This window comes from Pseudoalteromonas sp. CO342X (assembly GCF_004208915.1).
In the GTDB taxonomy this organism is placed as follows: Bacteria; Pseudomonadota; Gammaproteobacteria; order Enterobacterales; family Alteromonadaceae; genus Pseudoalteromonas; species Pseudoalteromonas maricaloris.
Genome location: NZ_SGPH01000010.1, coordinates 360,585 through 376,664, shown reverse-complemented (window position 1 = coordinate 376,664; position 16,080 = coordinate 360,585). Strand labels below are relative to the sequence as shown.

At 43.6% G+C, this 16,080-nt stretch carries 11 protein-coding genes, 2 tRNA genes and 2 pseudogenes; 2 read left to right on the top strand and 13 right to left on the bottom strand.

Annotated elements, in window-relative coordinates; genetic code table 11:
- Position 1 precedes the first annotated feature (1 nt).
- The 8 genes from EXT47_RS03710 to xerD all read right to left on the bottom strand — a co-directional run bounded on the left by EXT47_RS03710 (position 2) and on the right by xerD (position 7,171).
- Positions 2-75: transfer RNA gene (locus EXT47_RS03710), tRNA-Arg, on the bottom strand.
- A 21-nt stretch (positions 76-96) separates the two neighbouring features.
- Positions 97-189, bottom strand: a tRNA-Ser gene (locus tag EXT47_RS03705).
- 119 nt (positions 190-308) lie between these two features.
- Positions 309-491, bottom strand: a complete 183-nt coding sequence (locus tag EXT47_RS03700; RefSeq protein WP_039493602.1) for a hypothetical protein — start codon at positions 489-491, stop codon at positions 309-311.
- A 238-nt stretch (positions 492-729) separates the two neighbouring features.
- The gene (gene lysS, locus EXT47_RS03695) at positions 730-2,280 is read right to left on the bottom strand and encodes a lysine--tRNA ligase (RefSeq protein ID WP_039493603.1); all 1,551 of its coding nucleotides are present in this window, start codon (positions 2,278-2,280) and stop codon (positions 730-732) included.
- 27 nt (positions 2,281-2,307) lie between these two features.
- Positions 2,308-3,406, bottom strand: a protein-coding gene (prfB, locus tag EXT47_RS03690) for a peptide chain release factor 2 (RefSeq protein WP_099030198.1) whose coding sequence is annotated in 2 segments (ribosomal slippage) — positions 2,308-3,330 and positions 3,332-3,406 — 1,098 coding nt in all. Because the reading frame shifts where the segments join, the coding sequence is not laid out codon by codon here.
- Between the two features lie 170 nt (positions 3,407-3,576).
- The gene (gene recJ / locus EXT47_RS03685; protein ID WP_130125907.1) at positions 3,577-5,310 is read right to left on the bottom strand and encodes a single-stranded-DNA-specific exonuclease RecJ; all 1,734 of its coding nucleotides are present in this window, start codon (positions 5,308-5,310) and stop codon (positions 3,577-3,579) included.
- A gap of 101 nt (positions 5,311-5,411) precedes the next feature.
- Complete coding sequence (gene dsbC / locus EXT47_RS03680; RefSeq protein WP_010375978.1) at positions 5,412-6,149, bottom strand: bifunctional protein-disulfide isomerase/oxidoreductase DsbC; 738 nt, start codon at positions 6,147-6,149, stop codon at positions 5,412-5,414.
- A gap of 98 nt (positions 6,150-6,247) precedes the next feature.
- Positions 6,248-7,171, bottom strand: a complete 924-nt coding sequence (gene xerD, locus EXT47_RS03675) for a site-specific tyrosine recombinase XerD (RefSeq protein WP_039493607.1) — start codon at positions 7,169-7,171, stop codon at positions 6,248-6,250.
- Between the two features lie 80 nt (positions 7,172-7,251).
- Between xerD and fldB the strand changes: the two genes are divergently transcribed.
- Positions 7,252-7,776, top strand: coding sequence for a flavodoxin FldB (fldB, locus tag EXT47_RS03670; protein ID WP_039493609.1), 525 nt, complete (start codon positions 7,252-7,254; stop codon positions 7,774-7,776).
- A 45-nt stretch (positions 7,777-7,821) separates the two neighbouring features.
- Here fldB and EXT47_RS03665 read toward each other — a convergent pair whose 3' ends face one another.
- Both EXT47_RS03665 and EXT47_RS03660 read right to left on the bottom strand, forming a co-directional pair.
- Positions 7,822-9,420, bottom strand: a complete 1,599-nt coding sequence (locus EXT47_RS03665) for a response regulator (RefSeq protein ID WP_130125906.1) — start codon at positions 9,418-9,420, stop codon at positions 7,822-7,824.
- A gap of 129 nt (positions 9,421-9,549) precedes the next feature.
- The gene (locus EXT47_RS03660) at positions 9,550-10,254 is read right to left on the bottom strand and encodes a tRNA1(Val) (adenine(37)-N6)-methyltransferase (RefSeq protein ID WP_039493613.1); all 705 of its coding nucleotides are present in this window, start codon (positions 10,252-10,254) and stop codon (positions 9,550-9,552) included.
- Positions 10,255-10,321: 67 nt separating this feature from the next.
- Here EXT47_RS03660 and srmB point away from each other — a divergent pair, with 67 nt between their 5' ends.
- Positions 10,322-11,548: an ATP-dependent RNA helicase SrmB gene (srmB, locus tag EXT47_RS03655; protein ID WP_010606189.1), complete on the top strand. Its 1,227-nt coding sequence runs from the start codon at positions 10,322-10,324 to the stop codon at positions 11,546-11,548.
- 255 nt (positions 11,549-11,803) lie between these two features.
- On the opposite strand, the pseudogene EXT47_RS03650 reads toward srmB, so the two are convergent.
- The 3 genes and pseudogenes from EXT47_RS03650 to EXT47_RS03640 form a co-directional block, all read right to left on the bottom strand.
- A pseudogene (locus tag EXT47_RS03650) lies at positions 11,804-12,574 on the bottom strand (alpha/beta hydrolase); the annotation flags it as partial.
- A 270-nt stretch (positions 12,575-12,844) separates the two neighbouring features.
- The gene (locus EXT47_RS03645; RefSeq protein WP_130125905.1) at positions 12,845-13,801 is read right to left on the bottom strand and encodes a glycerophosphodiester phosphodiesterase family protein; all 957 of its coding nucleotides are present in this window, start codon (positions 13,799-13,801) and stop codon (positions 12,845-12,847) included.
- 1,201 nt (positions 13,802-15,002) lie between these two features.
- Positions 15,003-16,037: pseudogene (locus EXT47_RS03640) on the bottom strand (S66 peptidase family protein).
- Positions 16,038-16,080 lie beyond the last annotated feature (43 nt).

Here is a 16,080-nt window from a genome sequence, read left to right as displayed (position 1 = left end):
GCGGACGCAGGAGGATTCGAACCTCCGACCGCCTGGTTCGTAGCCAGGTACTCTATCCAGCTGAGCTATGCGTCCGTACAAGACAACCATTAAAAATGGCGGAGAGGGAGGGATTCGAACCCTCGATAGGGCTACAAACCCTATACTCCCTTAGCAGGGGAGCGCCTTCGGCCACTCGGCCACCTCTCCGTCTTGTGGGGCGTATAATATAGGTTAGAAAAAATATGTCAAATACTTTTCTTGTAAAAAAGCACTGAATGGTGATAGATTGTGCAGTCTGCTTAGTTACTCGGCACTAACGCCAATTTTTACTCATTTTGTAGAGGGTTAGGATCGCTGCAGGTATTTCTTAATGCACGTTGTTGACGCAAAACTTCGTCCAAAAATGCTTCTTGATAACCAAGCTGCTGAAACTCAGCGATACAAGCCCGATAATATAAAATTCTCGCTTGCTCGTGCTCATCGACATTTTCAAACTCATAATTGCTCATCTTATTGGATTCCCTATTTGTTATTTTTAACGCAGCATTAGAACTTGAAAAAGACTAGTTAGGAAATTGGGATAATCTAGTTTCAAAAGAGAAACAACTTTTATGATGAGTAGGAGTTGGCAATAACTACATAATAAAACTAAGTATTTAAAAATACTGTGAGATTTATCTTACGCAAATAACAGAAAAGCGCCATAAGGCGCTTTTCTAGATATACTTTCAGATTACGTGAAAATACTTACTGTTCAGCTTGCACTTCAGGACGCATGTGTGGGAACAAGATAACGTCTTTAATAGTCGGTGAGTCTGTGAATAACATCACAAGGCGATCGATACCAATCCCCTCACCTGCTGTTGGTGGTAAACCATGCTCTAGCGCACGAATATAATCCGCATCGTAGTGCATTGCTTCATCGTCACCTGCATCTTTTTCTTCCACTTGGCGAGCAAAGCGCGCAGCTTGGTCTTCAGCGTCATTAAGCTCAGAGAAACCATTTGCAAGCTCACGGCCACCCACGAAGAACTCGAAACGGTCTGTGATAAATGGATTTTCATCGTTACGACGCGCCAGCGGAGACACTTCCCAAGGATATTCAGTGATGAACGTCGGTTGGATAAGTCTGTGCTCAGCGACTTCTTCGAAGATTTCACATAGGAACTTACCTGGGCCCCATACACAGTTTTCAGGGATCTTAACGTGAACTTTCTTAGCGTATGCTTTTAGTGCTTCAAAGTGGTTTTCTGGATCTTTAAAGATTTCAGCTTGTGCTTCAGCATCTGGGCCGTATCGTAAAATAGCATCAGCCATAGACAAACGCTGGAACGCACTACCAAAGTCATACTCAATCGTCTCTGTCACTTCGCCTTCAGCATTTTTCACAGTATTAACAACTGTAGTAGTGCCTAACACGTCTTGTGCCACGGTGCGTAACATGTCTTCAGTCAAGTTCATCAAATCATTGTAATCCGCGTATGCTTGATAGAACTCAATCATAGTGAACTCTGGATTATGACGCGTAGATAAACCTTCGTTACGGAAGTTACGGTTGATTTCGAACACACGATCAAAACCACCAACCACTAAACGCTTAAGATATAGCTCAGGCGCGATACGTAGATACATATCAATATCTAGTGCATTGTGATGCGTTACAAAAGGACGTGCAGACGCACCGCCCGGAATAACCTGTAGCATCGGCGTTTCCACTTCCATAAAGTCACGTTCAGCTAAGAAGCGGCGAATACCTTCAATCACTTTTGAACGAATACGGAATGTTTCACGCGTGTCCATGTTAGTGATCAAATCAACATAACGCTGACGGTATTTTGCTTCTTGGTCAGTCAGACCGTGGAACTTTTCTGGTAGTGGACGTAGCGACTTAGTCAGTAGTTCATACTCAACCATGTCGACGTATAAATCGCCTTTACCGGATTTATGAAGCGGACCTTTAACACCAACGATATCGCCGATATCTAATTGACCATACTTCTCTTTTAGGTCTTTTTGTACGTCTTTTGAAGCATAAGCCTGAATACGACCTTTCATGTCTTGCAACACTAAGAAAGGACCACGTTTCGCAAGCAAACGACCCGCAACAGAAACATGATGATCAAGTTCTACTAGCTCTTCCTTCGATTTATCACCAAACTTAGCTTGTAGATCTTGTGTGTAGTCTTCGCGGCGGAATGAGTTCGGGTGGCCATTCGCAGGGCAATTTTCCCGGATCGCATCTAGCTTGCCACGACGCTCAGCAATAAGTTTATTTTCGTCTTGATTGTGATCTGTCATTGTTTAGCTCTTAGTTTAGCTTGTGGATTAAAGGCCTGATTTCAGGCTTGCTTCGATAAATTTGTCTAAATCGCCGTCTAGTACGGCTTGGGTATTGCGATTTTCAATACCTGTACGCAAATCTTTAATACGTGAATCATCTAGCACGTATGAACGGATTTGGCTGCCCCAGCCGATGTCAGATTTTGCATCTTCTTGGGCTTGCTTTTCAGCGTTTTGCTTTTGCAGTTCAAGTTCAAACAATTTCGCCTTTAACTGCTTCATCGCTTGATCTTTGTTCTTGTGCTGCGAACGGTCATTCTGACACTGCACTACCGTATTGGTTGGTAAGTGCGTAATACGTACCGCTGATTCTGTACGGTTAACGTGCTGACCACCTGCGCCCGATGCACGATATACATCGATACGAAGATCTGCAGGATTAATATCGATTTCGATATTGTCGTCAATTTCTGGGTAAACGAATACAGAAGCAAACGAAGTATGACGACGGCCGCCTGAATCAAAAGGACTCTTACGTACTAAGCGGTGTACGCCCGTTTCTGTACGAAGCCAACCATAAGCATATTCGCCCGTGACTTTAACTGTTGCGCCCTTAATACCAGCAACATCGCCATCGGTCGCTTCAACGATTTCGGCTTTAAAACCTTTCGCCTCAGCCCAGCGCAAATACATACGCAGCAACATATTACACCAGTCTTGGGCTTCAGTACCGCCAGAACCTGACTGTAAGTCGATGTACGCATCGTTGGCATCTTGCTCGCCTGAGAACATACGACGAAACTCTAGCTTTTCCAGCTGCTCAACAAGGCCGTTGACCTCTTGCTCTGCTTCAGTGAAAGTTTCTTCATCTTCGGCTTCTACGGCAAGCTCAACCAGACCTTCTGCATCATCGGCACCAGACACGAGATTATCGATGGTTTCAACAATCACTTCTAAATTCGATTTTTCTTTGCCCAGTGCTTGGGCTCTTTCCGGCTCATTCCATACAGCGGGATCTTCTAATTCGGCATTAACTTCTTCTAAACGCTCTTGCTTTAGAGCGTAGTCAAAGATACCCCCTAAGAAGCTCTGTACGTTCGCGAATTTCCTTGATTTGGTTAATCACAGGATTCACTTCAAACATTTACCATTACTCCAGAACTAAATTTGTCGGTTTGTGAATTCACACAAACAGGTCTGACAACGGGTCAGACCATAGATTTAAGCGACCAATAGTATCAAATAATAACCGCGCTTAGCATCCCTTAAAGTAAGAATTTTGGGAGTTTTTTAACAAACTCAGTACGCACATCTCTATAAATTCGGTTGCGCCTGAAGTTCACGCACAATGAGCTGCAAATTATATTTACCACGAAACTCATTAATATCTAATTGATAGGCAAACAAAGCATGGGTTGCCTGGAGATTTGGCCAAGCCCGAACGTCAACGTTAAATGCTATCGCATCAACCAATCGACCTGAACGATGCTTAAGCACAAGTTTTAGATGTTTGTCGCCAACAATACGTTGCTGCACTAACTCAAATACATCCTGAAATACCGGCTCACTAAATTGCTGCCCCCACGGACCTGCCTGCTGTAGTTCAAAAGCAAAATCCATGGTGAAGCAATCGCCCGGCAGTTCACCGTCCGTCAAGAGAATGCTTTGCTTTGCTTCTTCGCTCAGCGTCGCACTGACGTTTTGTTCGAATACCTGTTTAAACCGCGCAAATTCAGACTCTAAAATGGTCAGTCCTGCTGCCATCGCATGGCCACCGAATTTTACAATTAACTCTGGATGCTGGGTATTGATTGACTCCAGCAGGTCGCGCATGTGTAGACCTTCAATAGAACGACATGAGCCCTTTATCTCGCCGTTGTCGCCTTGTGCAAAGATAATGCACGGACGGTGATATTTTTCTTTTAAGCGTCCCGCCAGAATACCTATCACACCTTGATGCCAATCATCTTGATACAAACACAAGGCATCTGGTACTTCTTGGCTTTTAAGTACCAAACGCTCCAATACCGCTTGCGCCTCTTGCTGCATACTTTGCTCAATCTCGCGTCGTTCTATATTTAGACTATCGAGCTCAGACGCAATACGGCGAGCTTGGTTAATGTCTTTCGATAACAAGCAAGCAATACCTAAACTCATATCGTCAAGACGCCCGGCGGCATTGAGTCTTGGCGCTAACGCAAAGCCAAAATCACTGGCACTTAATCTAGCATTATTACGGTTAGAAACCTCGATAAGCGCTTGGATCCCTGGTCGCGTCTGACCGCTGCGGATCCGGGCGAGCCCTTGATGTACCAAAGTGCGGTTATTCGCGTCCAGAGCCACAACGTCAGCCACGGTTCCTAGGGCAACAATATCTAATAATGTCGCCAAATTTGGCATCGCGACATTTTGTTCCACAAAATAGTTTTGCGTCCGTAAGTAATGCCGCAGCGCTATCAGCAGATAAAAGGCAACCCCAACGCCCGCGATAGATTTTGAAGGGAAATCGCAGTCAAGACGATTTGGATTAACAATGGCATCGGCAATCGGCAACTCATCACCTTGTAAATGGTGATCGGTAACAATCACTTTAATACCCGCCTGCTTCACGATTTCGACACCGCGAATACAGGAAATACCGTTATCTACGGTGATCACCAAATCAGGTTTTATAGCAACGATTTGCTCGGCCAATGCTGGACTTAGGCCGTACCCCAAGCTAAATCTATCCGGCACGAGGTAATCCACACGCTGAAAACCAAACTGAGGCAACCCCTCCATTAACACGGCGGTGCTCGTTGCACCATCGGCGTCAAAGTCACCAACAATCAACACTTGTTGTTGCAAAGAAAGTGCTTCAGCCAGAATTTGGCTTGCAAGCTCGATGTCTTTAAATAATTTAAAATCGTGTAAGGTTGCGGCGCTATTATCGAGCTCAACGACCGATTTAACCCCTCTGGCAGCATAAAGCTGTTTGATCACGGGATGTAGTGAAGCCGGTAAATGGCTGTCATCAACCCGCTCTCTTGGTTTAATTTCTGTATGCATACTTTTTCACAAAACAAAAAAGGCCAAAATGGCCTTTTATATTCTTTATCTTGCTATCTTATCGAGTTCTCAACGCGAACTCCATCGCTAAGCGTGAGTCATTATGACTTAGGGCTATTTGCATCTAGCATTTGTGCGATAGCTGCTGCAGGTTGATAACCTGGGATCATTGAACCATCTTCAAGAATGATCGCTGGTGTTCCTGAAATACCAAAGCTTTGCCCTAGTTGATAGTGCTCGGCTACTGGCGCTTGGCAGTTTTCAACTGGTTTCACTTCACCACCAGCTTTCGCCTCAGTAAGTGCAGCAGCGGCATCTTTTGCACACCATACATTTTTCAAATCTTCATAGCCTGAACCACGCAAACCACCACGTGGGAAAGCTAGGTATTTCACGGTAATACCAGCTGCCAAGTAATCTTCTAGTTCACGGTGAAGTTTGCGGCAGTAGCCACAAGTAATGTCTGTGAATACCGTGATTTGATGCTTTTCATTTTCCGCTTTGTAGACGATCATTGAGTCTTCGTATTCAGCAATACCTTTTTGGCGCACATCACTCAACGCGTCTTCGGTGATATTACGGCGGTTATCAAGATCAATCATAGTGCCCTGAATTAGGTATTTACCATCGGCACTTGAATACAGTACCCCTTTATCTGTGATCACTGTTTTTAAGCCCGCAAGCGGACTATCTTTGATTTGCTTAACCGTTATACCTAATCCGCTAAATTGCGTTGTAATTGGGTCTACTTGTGCTGTTGGTGCGACAGGACCCTCAACTTGCTCAGCGAAAGCGCCAAAGCTCAATGCCAGTGAAGCGGCAACTATTAGTTTTTTCATTATGTTCTCTCTAAACCTGTTATTTGAGGGGTTCACGCGCCCCTTTGTGCTACTCACTAAGACCGGAGTAACCATAAATAATTCCCAAGCAACAAAAATTAAGCTCTTGGGTGATGCTGCTGGTGCAATGTTTTTAAACGTTCACTGGCAACATGTGTATAAATTTGAGTCGTCGACAAGTCGCTATGGCCAAGCATCATTTGCACAACTCGCAAGTCAGCGCCATGATTCAATAAATGTGTTGCAAAAGCATGACGTAGCGTATGTGGCGATAACGGCGACTTAACGTCTGCCAAAATAGCATAGTGTTTTATGCGATGCCAAAAAGTTTGTCGCGTCATACCTATGCCTCGCTTGGATGGAAAGACAAAATCGGTAGCATGCTTGATCATTAAGCCCCGCCCTTTTTTGAGAAATTGTTCGATCCAATGCAATGCTTCTTCACCCATAGGCACTAAGCGCTCCTTGCCTCCCTTACCACGAACAAGTACAACAGCTTGTCTCATGTTGACTTGCTCCATTCTTAGCCCGACTAACTCAGTCACGCGCAACCCCGTGGCATACAAGAGCTCGAGCATTGCTTTATCTCTCAGCCCCATCGGGTCGTCACAATCAGGAGCATTTAACAAGGCCTCAACTTCTTGCTCTGACAAGGTTTTTGGCAGCGATGGTGTTGTTTTAGGTTGCGCAATAGTATCCAGTGGAGACTGCGCGATTTGTTTTTCTCGCAACCAATATAAATAAAATCTCTTTAATGCACTGATGGCTCGCGCGTTACTCTTTGCTTTTAAGCCCTTGTCTATTCTGTGTGCCAAATAAGCCTCGACGTCTTGGCTTGTGATTGCCAGTAAAGAAGACACCGAGGTTTCTGCTTTTATAAATAAGAGAAACTTTTCAAGGTCACTGCGATAGGCTGCAATGGTATTTTCACTGAGCCCTTGCTCCAAAAATAGCGCATCTAAAAAGGCTTCTATATATTGCGGATCGGACAGTGTATGGGTAGTTGCTTGGTGTTCGCTCACAGAGTACCTGTATTAATTATTAACGTCATGATGTAGACTTGCGACCTATAATACCAGTCAAATTGAAAGTGATAAATACAATGCAAATTGGGTTATTTTACGGCTCGACAACATGTTACACAGAAATGGCCGCAGAAAAGATTCAAGAAATCATCGGCAAAGACACAATTACCTTATTTAATATTAAGGACGAGCCGCTAAAACAAGCAGAGCAGTTTGACTTCCTCATTTTTGGTATCTCAACATGGGACTTCGGCGAACTTCAGGAAGACTGGGAGTCTCACTGGGACGATATCGACAGCGTTGATCTGAGCAACAAAGTGATAGCGCTATTCGGCATGGGTGACCAACAAGGTTATGGTGAATGGTTTCAAGATGCACTAGGCATGCTACATGAAAAAATTGCCCCTCAAGGCGTCACCTTTTTAGGTTACTGGCCAAATTCAGACGACTATGAATTTGAAGCGTCAAAAGCACTGACCGAAGATAAAAGTCAGTTTGTTGGCCTGGCACTAGATGAAGACAGTCAATACGACAAAAGCGACGAGCGTATCGCGACTTGGATAGAGCAAATCATGACGGAATACGCCGAATTAGATATTTAGCGCAGTAAGCGTTAGCACTTATTAATGTAACTCAAGGCCGTGTTATTACTTATAAAACTGGCTCAATGCGGCCTCAATTTGAGATAGCTTGTACGGCTTATGGATCACATTATCAAAAACTTCATTTTGAGCTTGAGTTAAGAAAATATCAGCGGTTATCGCCAAGATCGGTAACCTTGAATTTTCTTGTTTGATTAAATGTGCGGCCTCTGTTCCACTCATACCCGGAAGATTCACATCCATAAAAATGATGTCAAAGTGTTTTTCTTTTGCCACTTCAAAATAGGCTTCAGCAGATTCGAAAATATCATAGCTACAACTAAGTTTGTCGAGTATCGCAGTGATCAGTAGCTGATTAAGCGGATTGTCTTCTATCACACCAATTTGATGATAGAAAATGGCGATGTGCTCTGTTTTTGGTGGCAAAGCAACTTTGACTCCACTTTCGCTTTTGCACGGAATAATAAACACCACCTCAGTCCCCTCGCCCTCTTGGCTGGAAACGCTGATCCGCCCCCCCATAATATCAATAAGTGCTTTAGTCACACATAGACTTAACCCAATCCCTAAGTTTCCTCTACCCTCAAACATGCTAAAGCGGTCAAAAAGATTACTTTGCTCAAGCGCCGAAAGGCCTTTACCACTGTCTTTTACAATAAACTGTATTTCATTACCAATGACATATGCTCTGAGCACCACTTCTTGCCCAGCCTCGCTGCTCTGAATTGCAGTGTCGAGTAAAGTCTCTATAACGCGCGACACTTTATCCTTATCGAGCATCAAAGCCTCACCTTTATAGACACCAGCAATAGAGTGCGTAATAGTAATATCGTGTTGTTTTGCCTCAGTAGCAAAGCGAGCAACTGACTGCTTGAGAAGATCGGATAATGAACAAAGAATGGGTTCAAACTGAACTTTTTCACCTTCAATAAGCTCAAGCTCTAATACGGAATCAATGACAGTAAGCAGTTTACTTCCCCCCGTTTCTATATTTTGCAGGTAGCTTGTCGTAGATTCAGAAAACCCTTCAGCTTCAGCTGAGTTGAGTACCACATCATTAAAACCAATGATGGCATTAAGTTGGGTGTGCAGTTCATGGCTGATATCAGATAAAAAACTGTCTTTGGAATCATTGAGCAGTTTAAGTACGTTTACTTCTCTGCGCAGTTCAAGTTGCCGAATTACCTGACGACCCAAGGTGGCGAGTGTTTTCCTTTGCAAATCGGTGAGTTTTTTGGGCTTATCACTGATAGCACAAATAGTGCCTACCTTATAACCGCCTGAGCTAATCAGCGGTGCACCGGAGTAATGGCGGATTTTCGGGCCGCCAGTAACCAGTGGATTGTCAAAAAAGCGCTCATCTTCTAGGGCGTCTTGCACCTCAAATACATCTTCTTGCAAAATAGCATGAGAACAAAAGGAGATATCTCGATGGGTTTCATCCACATCCAGCCCCACTTTGGACTTAAACCATTGGCGATTTGTGTCTATCAAGCTAATAAGCGCAATAGGCGTTTCACAGATCTCTGACACCAGCTGCGTAATTTCATCAAGATTTGCTTCTGCAGCTGTATCCAATACCTTATATTCGCGCAGCGCTTTGAGACGATTTTCTTCGTTATTTGGGATCTCGGCTTTTTTCATGAACACCTACACAAGCGAATTAAACCAGCTAAGTACACGTAAATCAGACTGCACTTTTGACACGATGATTCTGACCATTTCTCAGCTAAAGTGTAGAAGATAAATCACGATACGAGCAAAAAATATCCATCACATTTTTAGGTAAAACTCATGACATAAAGAAACAAAATCATTCGTATATTGGTTATCTACATCGTATATCACCAACGATTGCTCATGACTTGGTTGTGCTATGCTTTGTTTGCCTATCAGTAGCAATCTGCGAGAGTAAGATTTACTCGGGGTGGTTTTAATCGCACAGCTTGAAACAAGAAACCAATTTCGCGCTTTGGCAAGCTGACAAAAGAGCAAACTCTCTTGATAGGGTAAAATTACTGCAAGTTGCCCAGCATCCGTCGTAAACTTTTCGAAGGCATCAAGCAACGCATCAAAACTTAGGCTGTCCGTGTGTCTCGCTCTATTTCTCGCTTGATTTTCTCCTTTCAAACTCGCGTTGAAGTAAGGTGGGTTTGATACCATGAGGTCAAAGCGCAGCTCGCTATCAAACTCTTGTATTGCACAGCGATGTAGCTCAATATCAGGCCACGGGCTGTGCTTGATATTAAACTCTGCATCCTTTAACGCATCGTCATCAAGCTCAACCGCATGGACTGTGCTCATTGGACTTCGCTGTTTACACATCAATGCGATAAGCCCAGTTCCCGTTCCGACATCAACAACCCGGTTGACTTTAGCGAGAGGAACCCACGCGCCAAGCAAAATACCATCCGTCGAAACCTTCATTGCCGCATGATGCTGGGTCACCGAAAACTGTTTAAATGCAAACTGAGACATCCTATACCTTTGAGAAAATGCAATAGCAACGTATAATTCCGCTATTGTCCTTTATTTGTGATGCAATATGCAATTTACTGAATTTGATTTAGACAGCAAGCTGATTAGTGCGATTAAAAAAATGGGTTTCGATACTCCCACCAGCATTCAACAGATGGCTATTCCTGAAGCGCTAATTGGCCGAGATATTCTCGCCAGCGCACCAACCGGTACGGGTAAAACCGCTGCATTCTTGATCCCTGCGATTCAGTATTTGCTTGATTTCCCTCGTAAAGAGCCAGGCTTTGCCCGCGTACTTATCATGACGCCAACGCGTGAACTTGCCTATCAAATACACGAGCAATGTGAACTCCTTGCCGCAGGTGTTAACCTTAAAATAGGCGTGGTAACTGGCGGTATTAATTACGGTAGCCACAAAGAAATCTTCGAAAAGAACAATGATATCCTCATCGCAACCCCAGGTCGTTTGATGGAATATCTTGAAACCGAGAACTTCCACGCAGAAAACGTTGAGCTACTGATCTTAGATGAAGCGGATCGCATGCTAGACATGGGCTTTCGAAAAGAAATGCTACGTATTTGCTCTGAAGCGGTTAACCGTCGTCAGTGCTTTTTGTTCTCCGCGACCCTTGAGGGCGAAAGCGTTGAGAAGTTTGCTGAACGTATATTACAAGACCCAGCACTACTTGAAGCCACGCCATCACGTAAAGAAAAAGGTAAAATCCATCAGTGGGTTCATCTTGCTGATAACTACGAGCACAAAGTCAATTTGCTCGCACAACTACTAGATGACGAAGAAGTAACCAAAGCGGTTATCTTCGTAAAAACGCGTGAACGCCTAGAAACACTCGTTGGCGAGCTATTTGCTAAAGGCATTAAAACCACTTGGCTGCGTGGTGAAATGCCACAAGACAAACGCATGGCTGCAATGGCAAGTTTTCACAGTGGTAAGACGAATATCTTAGTGGCAACAGATGTTGCAGCCCGTGGTATCGACGTTGCAGATATCAGCCACGTATTTAACTTTGATATGCCGCGCACCGCAGATATTTATGTACACCGCATCGGTCGTACAGGCCGCGCTGGTAAAAAAGGCACCGCGGTTTCCTTGGTTGAAGCCCACGATGTTGAAATTTTAGGCAAGGTTGAACGTTACACCGACCAAAAACTTAAGCGCCGTGTAATTAAAGGTTTAGAACCTAAACATAAAGAAGCAAAAGCACCGAAGAAGAAAAAAGATCCGGTGAAAATCAAGGCGAAAAAGAAAGCCGCCAAGGTTAAAAAGAAAAAGTAACCCAAAAAACCAGCGTCATTACGCTGGTTTTTTTATGTTAATTTGGGAAAGTGCTAATCTGGATAAGCCTTAACTTGCTATGTTAGATTTGATTGGTAGAACTTAGTTAAATCTAACGGTCGTATATGCGCCAATAGCGAGCAATGGAAACATCGCATTAAGTGTTTACTTCACTTCCTCAGCTTGGATGTTAATAGTGATGGGTGTGACTTATTTTCCCTTATTTTTTGTCTCAGAACATCAAAACGCCAATATTTAGAATCGACTACTTACGCTCGGTTGCTTAGACATAATATCGACAGTTTCAATAATCTTACTTATAACCACGTCAGGCGCATCGCCTGGAATGTTATGAGTAGCGCCTTTAACAACAATATGTTCTGAATTGCGAGAAAGCTGAGCGATACTTTTTTGCATTTCAGCCCACTTATCTCCGACGCTGTAGAAGCGAGGTGCCGTTTTGTAGGCTTCTCTGTCATGACTCATTATCACCATTTTTAGATTACCAAAGTCATAATTGAAATCTTCTAAGGGTGTGAAGAAGCCGCCTTCGTTTCGGTAAGCTGACATCACTTGCGCGTATCGAAAACTGGAATAGTACTGGTCTAGTCGTTGCGCCAACGAAGAGTCATATTTCTTAAAGAGATTCTTGATATCTGATATCCCCAGAATCGGACCAGCGTAATGCCAAATTTGCACATGTGTCGCGATGGGAGAGAAGGTTCCGCGTAATATTTCATGTTGATTCTCGTGCGCTGAATCTAACAATATTAGCGCAGCCAAATTACTGTTGGTTATTGCGGCAGTGTGTCTTGCGATAATTCCGCCGTATGACCGCGCAACTATAATGACCGAGTTGTCACCGGCAACATGTTGAATAAGAGACGCTTGAAGTTGAGCCTTTTGTTTCGTCGTAAAATCAGTTGGAATGTCGTCACTGCCACCATGACCTAATCGGTCGTAATAACATGACGTGAATGTCTGTGGTAGTTGCTCAGAAATTGATGACCAAACCTGTTCCGAGTCATCGCCATAACCAGACTCAAAAAAACATAGGGATTTCCGCTGCCTTTACAGACATACCTCACTTGTTTGCCTTCAAATGAGAAATAGTCGCCTGAAAGAGGAATTGGCTGATGAACAAAAAACGCAATAGTACGCAATAATATATAAATACTAAATATTATTAACATCGCTAAAGTTAGCTTGCTCAAGAAAAAACGTTGATAAATCGAAGACATATTTATCCCCTAATGTATTTACGCACAGTGTCTGAAAGTATTTATAACGCGCGAGTTAGCGAGCGTCCTGATTGATGCGTTTGTTAGCTTGTGCTGCACGAATAAAATCAAGATCACTAGTGATAACTCCAATACCCGATGCGACTACATCAGAGTAGGATTGGGTAATCGATTCATGTCGAGACCAAAGATAAACATCCGAACCATAACTCTGTAATCTTGATGCGAGGCGTTCAGGATAGCCCCAAAAAAACTTTGTCATCGAGGGTGGTATAAAAAGAATGGTGTTCCTACAGGACTCAGGAACCAGTCCAGCCCATCCAACTAAAAGATAATTTATTCCGCAACTCTTTACGCTACCAACGCTTGCTAACCGTAAAGACGAATCCTTGTTTCGAAACCAATCCATACCTTTTGAAGAGGTAATTACAATATGGTTAGATTTTTTTCCAGCTAGATACTCATATAGAGTTTCGAATGAACGTATGTCGTTATCCTTTAGGTTTAGCCAAAACTCATGCTTTGGATACCGTTCGTAAAACGCCTCTAACTTGGAAATCCTAAAACCTTTTCCTCTAAATGGGAAAGTCGCACCATCATCAAACGTATATCCATATCCTGCATCAAGATTTTTCAACTGCTCAAACGATGTTTTATGTACTGGCCCAGACCCGTTTGTAGCACAATCTAACGTCCAGTCATGAAAAACAACCAGTTGGTCATCACGCGTTCTGTGAACATTTAAATGAATTACGTTAGCCCCTGCTGCAACGGAAGAAGCCACAGCTTCTAGTGTGTTCTCAACTGAATTGGTGTTTGATGCTTCTATTGAAAGGGAGGTACAGCCAGTTTTTTTTAATTTTTCATAGTTAACTGCACTTCCGCCTCCTCGATAGGCCACGATCTCGCCATGTCGCTGAAGGTCAGGAACGAACATATATGCGTTAACAACTCCTAGTGTGATTATGCAAGACAGTGCGATCAAAAACGTCTTAACTATTTTTATAAACATTTATTACCTGATTCCTTGATAGATAGATAGATGGTCGATGAAAGCTAACATTTTAGTATTTATGCAACACGCAGTTTGTGTTGCATAATCGCATGTTGGACTGAGCCGCTACCTGCTCGGTATGGCAGAGTTGGTGTTGTTTATACTATGACTTACTTAAAAAAAATAGACTTTTTGGAGGCACTCACTTTCCTAGTTAGTGTAATCATATGTAAGCTTTCCCTGCATTGCTCAGCGCTTATTATGTATTCATTACACCTAAATTTGGCTTAATAAGCAATTATATTTTTTACGCATGCAGAGGCCGCTAGCCAGAGCAATTAAGCAGGTTAACTACTTGATTTTACAAAGCAGTCATAATCAAACATACCCTCCTTGGCTAATATCAAAGCGCATCCATGCGCTTCTCGTTCATTCTTTTGAAACGACGCGATCGAGCGAACCAAGAAAACGTCGCCCCAGCATCACACTTAATCCTCAAACCCTAAGCCGGTATATAATACCAATTGCACTAAGTCTCCAATCAATTTGAAGGGTGAAATACCATATTAGCGTCGTTAAAAATTTCTCATTTAGAACAACTAAATAGCAAAATTTTTGCCTAGCTACTAAAGCTATTTCTCCGCTTCAAATTGCTCATTTACCTAATACAATTGGTATCGCAACCGCCTTGTAAGGCACATCCCTATGCCAGACAAGACTTGGCCGACATCCTGTCGGCACATTGTATATCAGCTTATGCTTTTCGGGTGTGATGGAGGGGGGATTAGTTTTGACTGCGAGCTCTAGTTTTTCTCTCAAAGCAGCAAATTTGCCTGCAAGCACCAAACAAAACTATCAGCACCGTTTTCCTCCCTAATCACACCCGAAAGTAAATTGCCAATGAGTCATTTCAACGCATGGATGCGTGAAAAGCTGTGACAGGGCCAAGGATGGCCCTTACACGGCGGTGACGTTCATATTGGCAATTTGCTTGAGGAGTCAGTGTGATGTTGGGAGTGCCCTTTCTTTTGCATACTTCTCTTTGGGAATCAAAGAAAAGTATGTCGTAGCCCATGGATGGGCGTCGAAACTAGTCAGGAGGACATATTAGCCTTACCCTCCTTGGCTAATATCAAAGCGCATCCATGCGCTTCTCGTTCATTCTTTTGAAACGACGCAAAAGAACGAACCAAGAAAACGTCGCCCCAGCATCACACCACTACAACAAATCAAATACCGGCTCTATCGCAACTAGACTGAAGTTATCCAAATCCAAGCGGTGCTGTATTCCTAGCGGCAAAACCCACTGTGGATCGGTATGGCCAAAGTCAAGCCGAGTTATTACGGGTAAACTGTCACAGCCAAACTCATCACGTACAACCGATAAAATCACTTCATCAAGCGCAGCCATCTCGCGCTCGCTGTAGTCCCGTGCGCGGCCAATCATTAAGCCGGATATTTTTTCAAACACGCCCATTACGCCATAGTTACGTAACCAAAAGCGAATATAGTCTTGACTGGGTTTGTCCTCAGAGGTTTATAAAAATAGCAATTTGTCTTGCCAAAATGACGGCGATGGCCAGTATTCTGTGCCTTTTAGCATCTCCATCACTTCAAAACAGCCACCAAATAGCCGCCCTTCCACTTGCCCAGTACCTTGCAATACTTTTGGACCATTTGTCGCAATAGCGGGATGCAGCTTACCGACGTTTTCTGGTATTGCCCACTCAGGATAACCATGAGAATAAGCTTTGAATATTGGATAATGGACTTCACCTAGCAGCGCCTGCGCTAAATAGGCTTGATACTCAGCACTAGCGTTGTGATACTGGGAGAAACCGGCCATGACCGATGGGCCGTTAAAGGTGACTAATCCCCATTGGTTCAGCAATGTGGTGAGCGTCGAAAAGTCAGAATAGCCCATCATAAACTTAGGGTTATTCAAGATAACGGATTTATCTAAATAAGGCAGGATCCGCGCGGAATCTGAACCACCAATGGAAGAAATTATCCCGGCGATATTCGGGTCGGCAAAGGCATTATTAATATCTTTTGCACGTAATTGTGGCTGTGAAAAAAGCACGTCTGCGGCCGTTCGAGCCGACGGCATTTCAACAATATAAAAACCAAGCGAACGCAGGTTTGCTAACCCTTGCTCAAAGATGTGAGGAAATGTACCTGGGCCACCCCAGCTAGGTGATACAATCGCAAGGGTATCACCTCGGTTTAGTTTTTTAGGCTTGCGTAATTGCACCGTCTATCTTGCCTTAATGGAATATTCATCAGCAACTAGATAT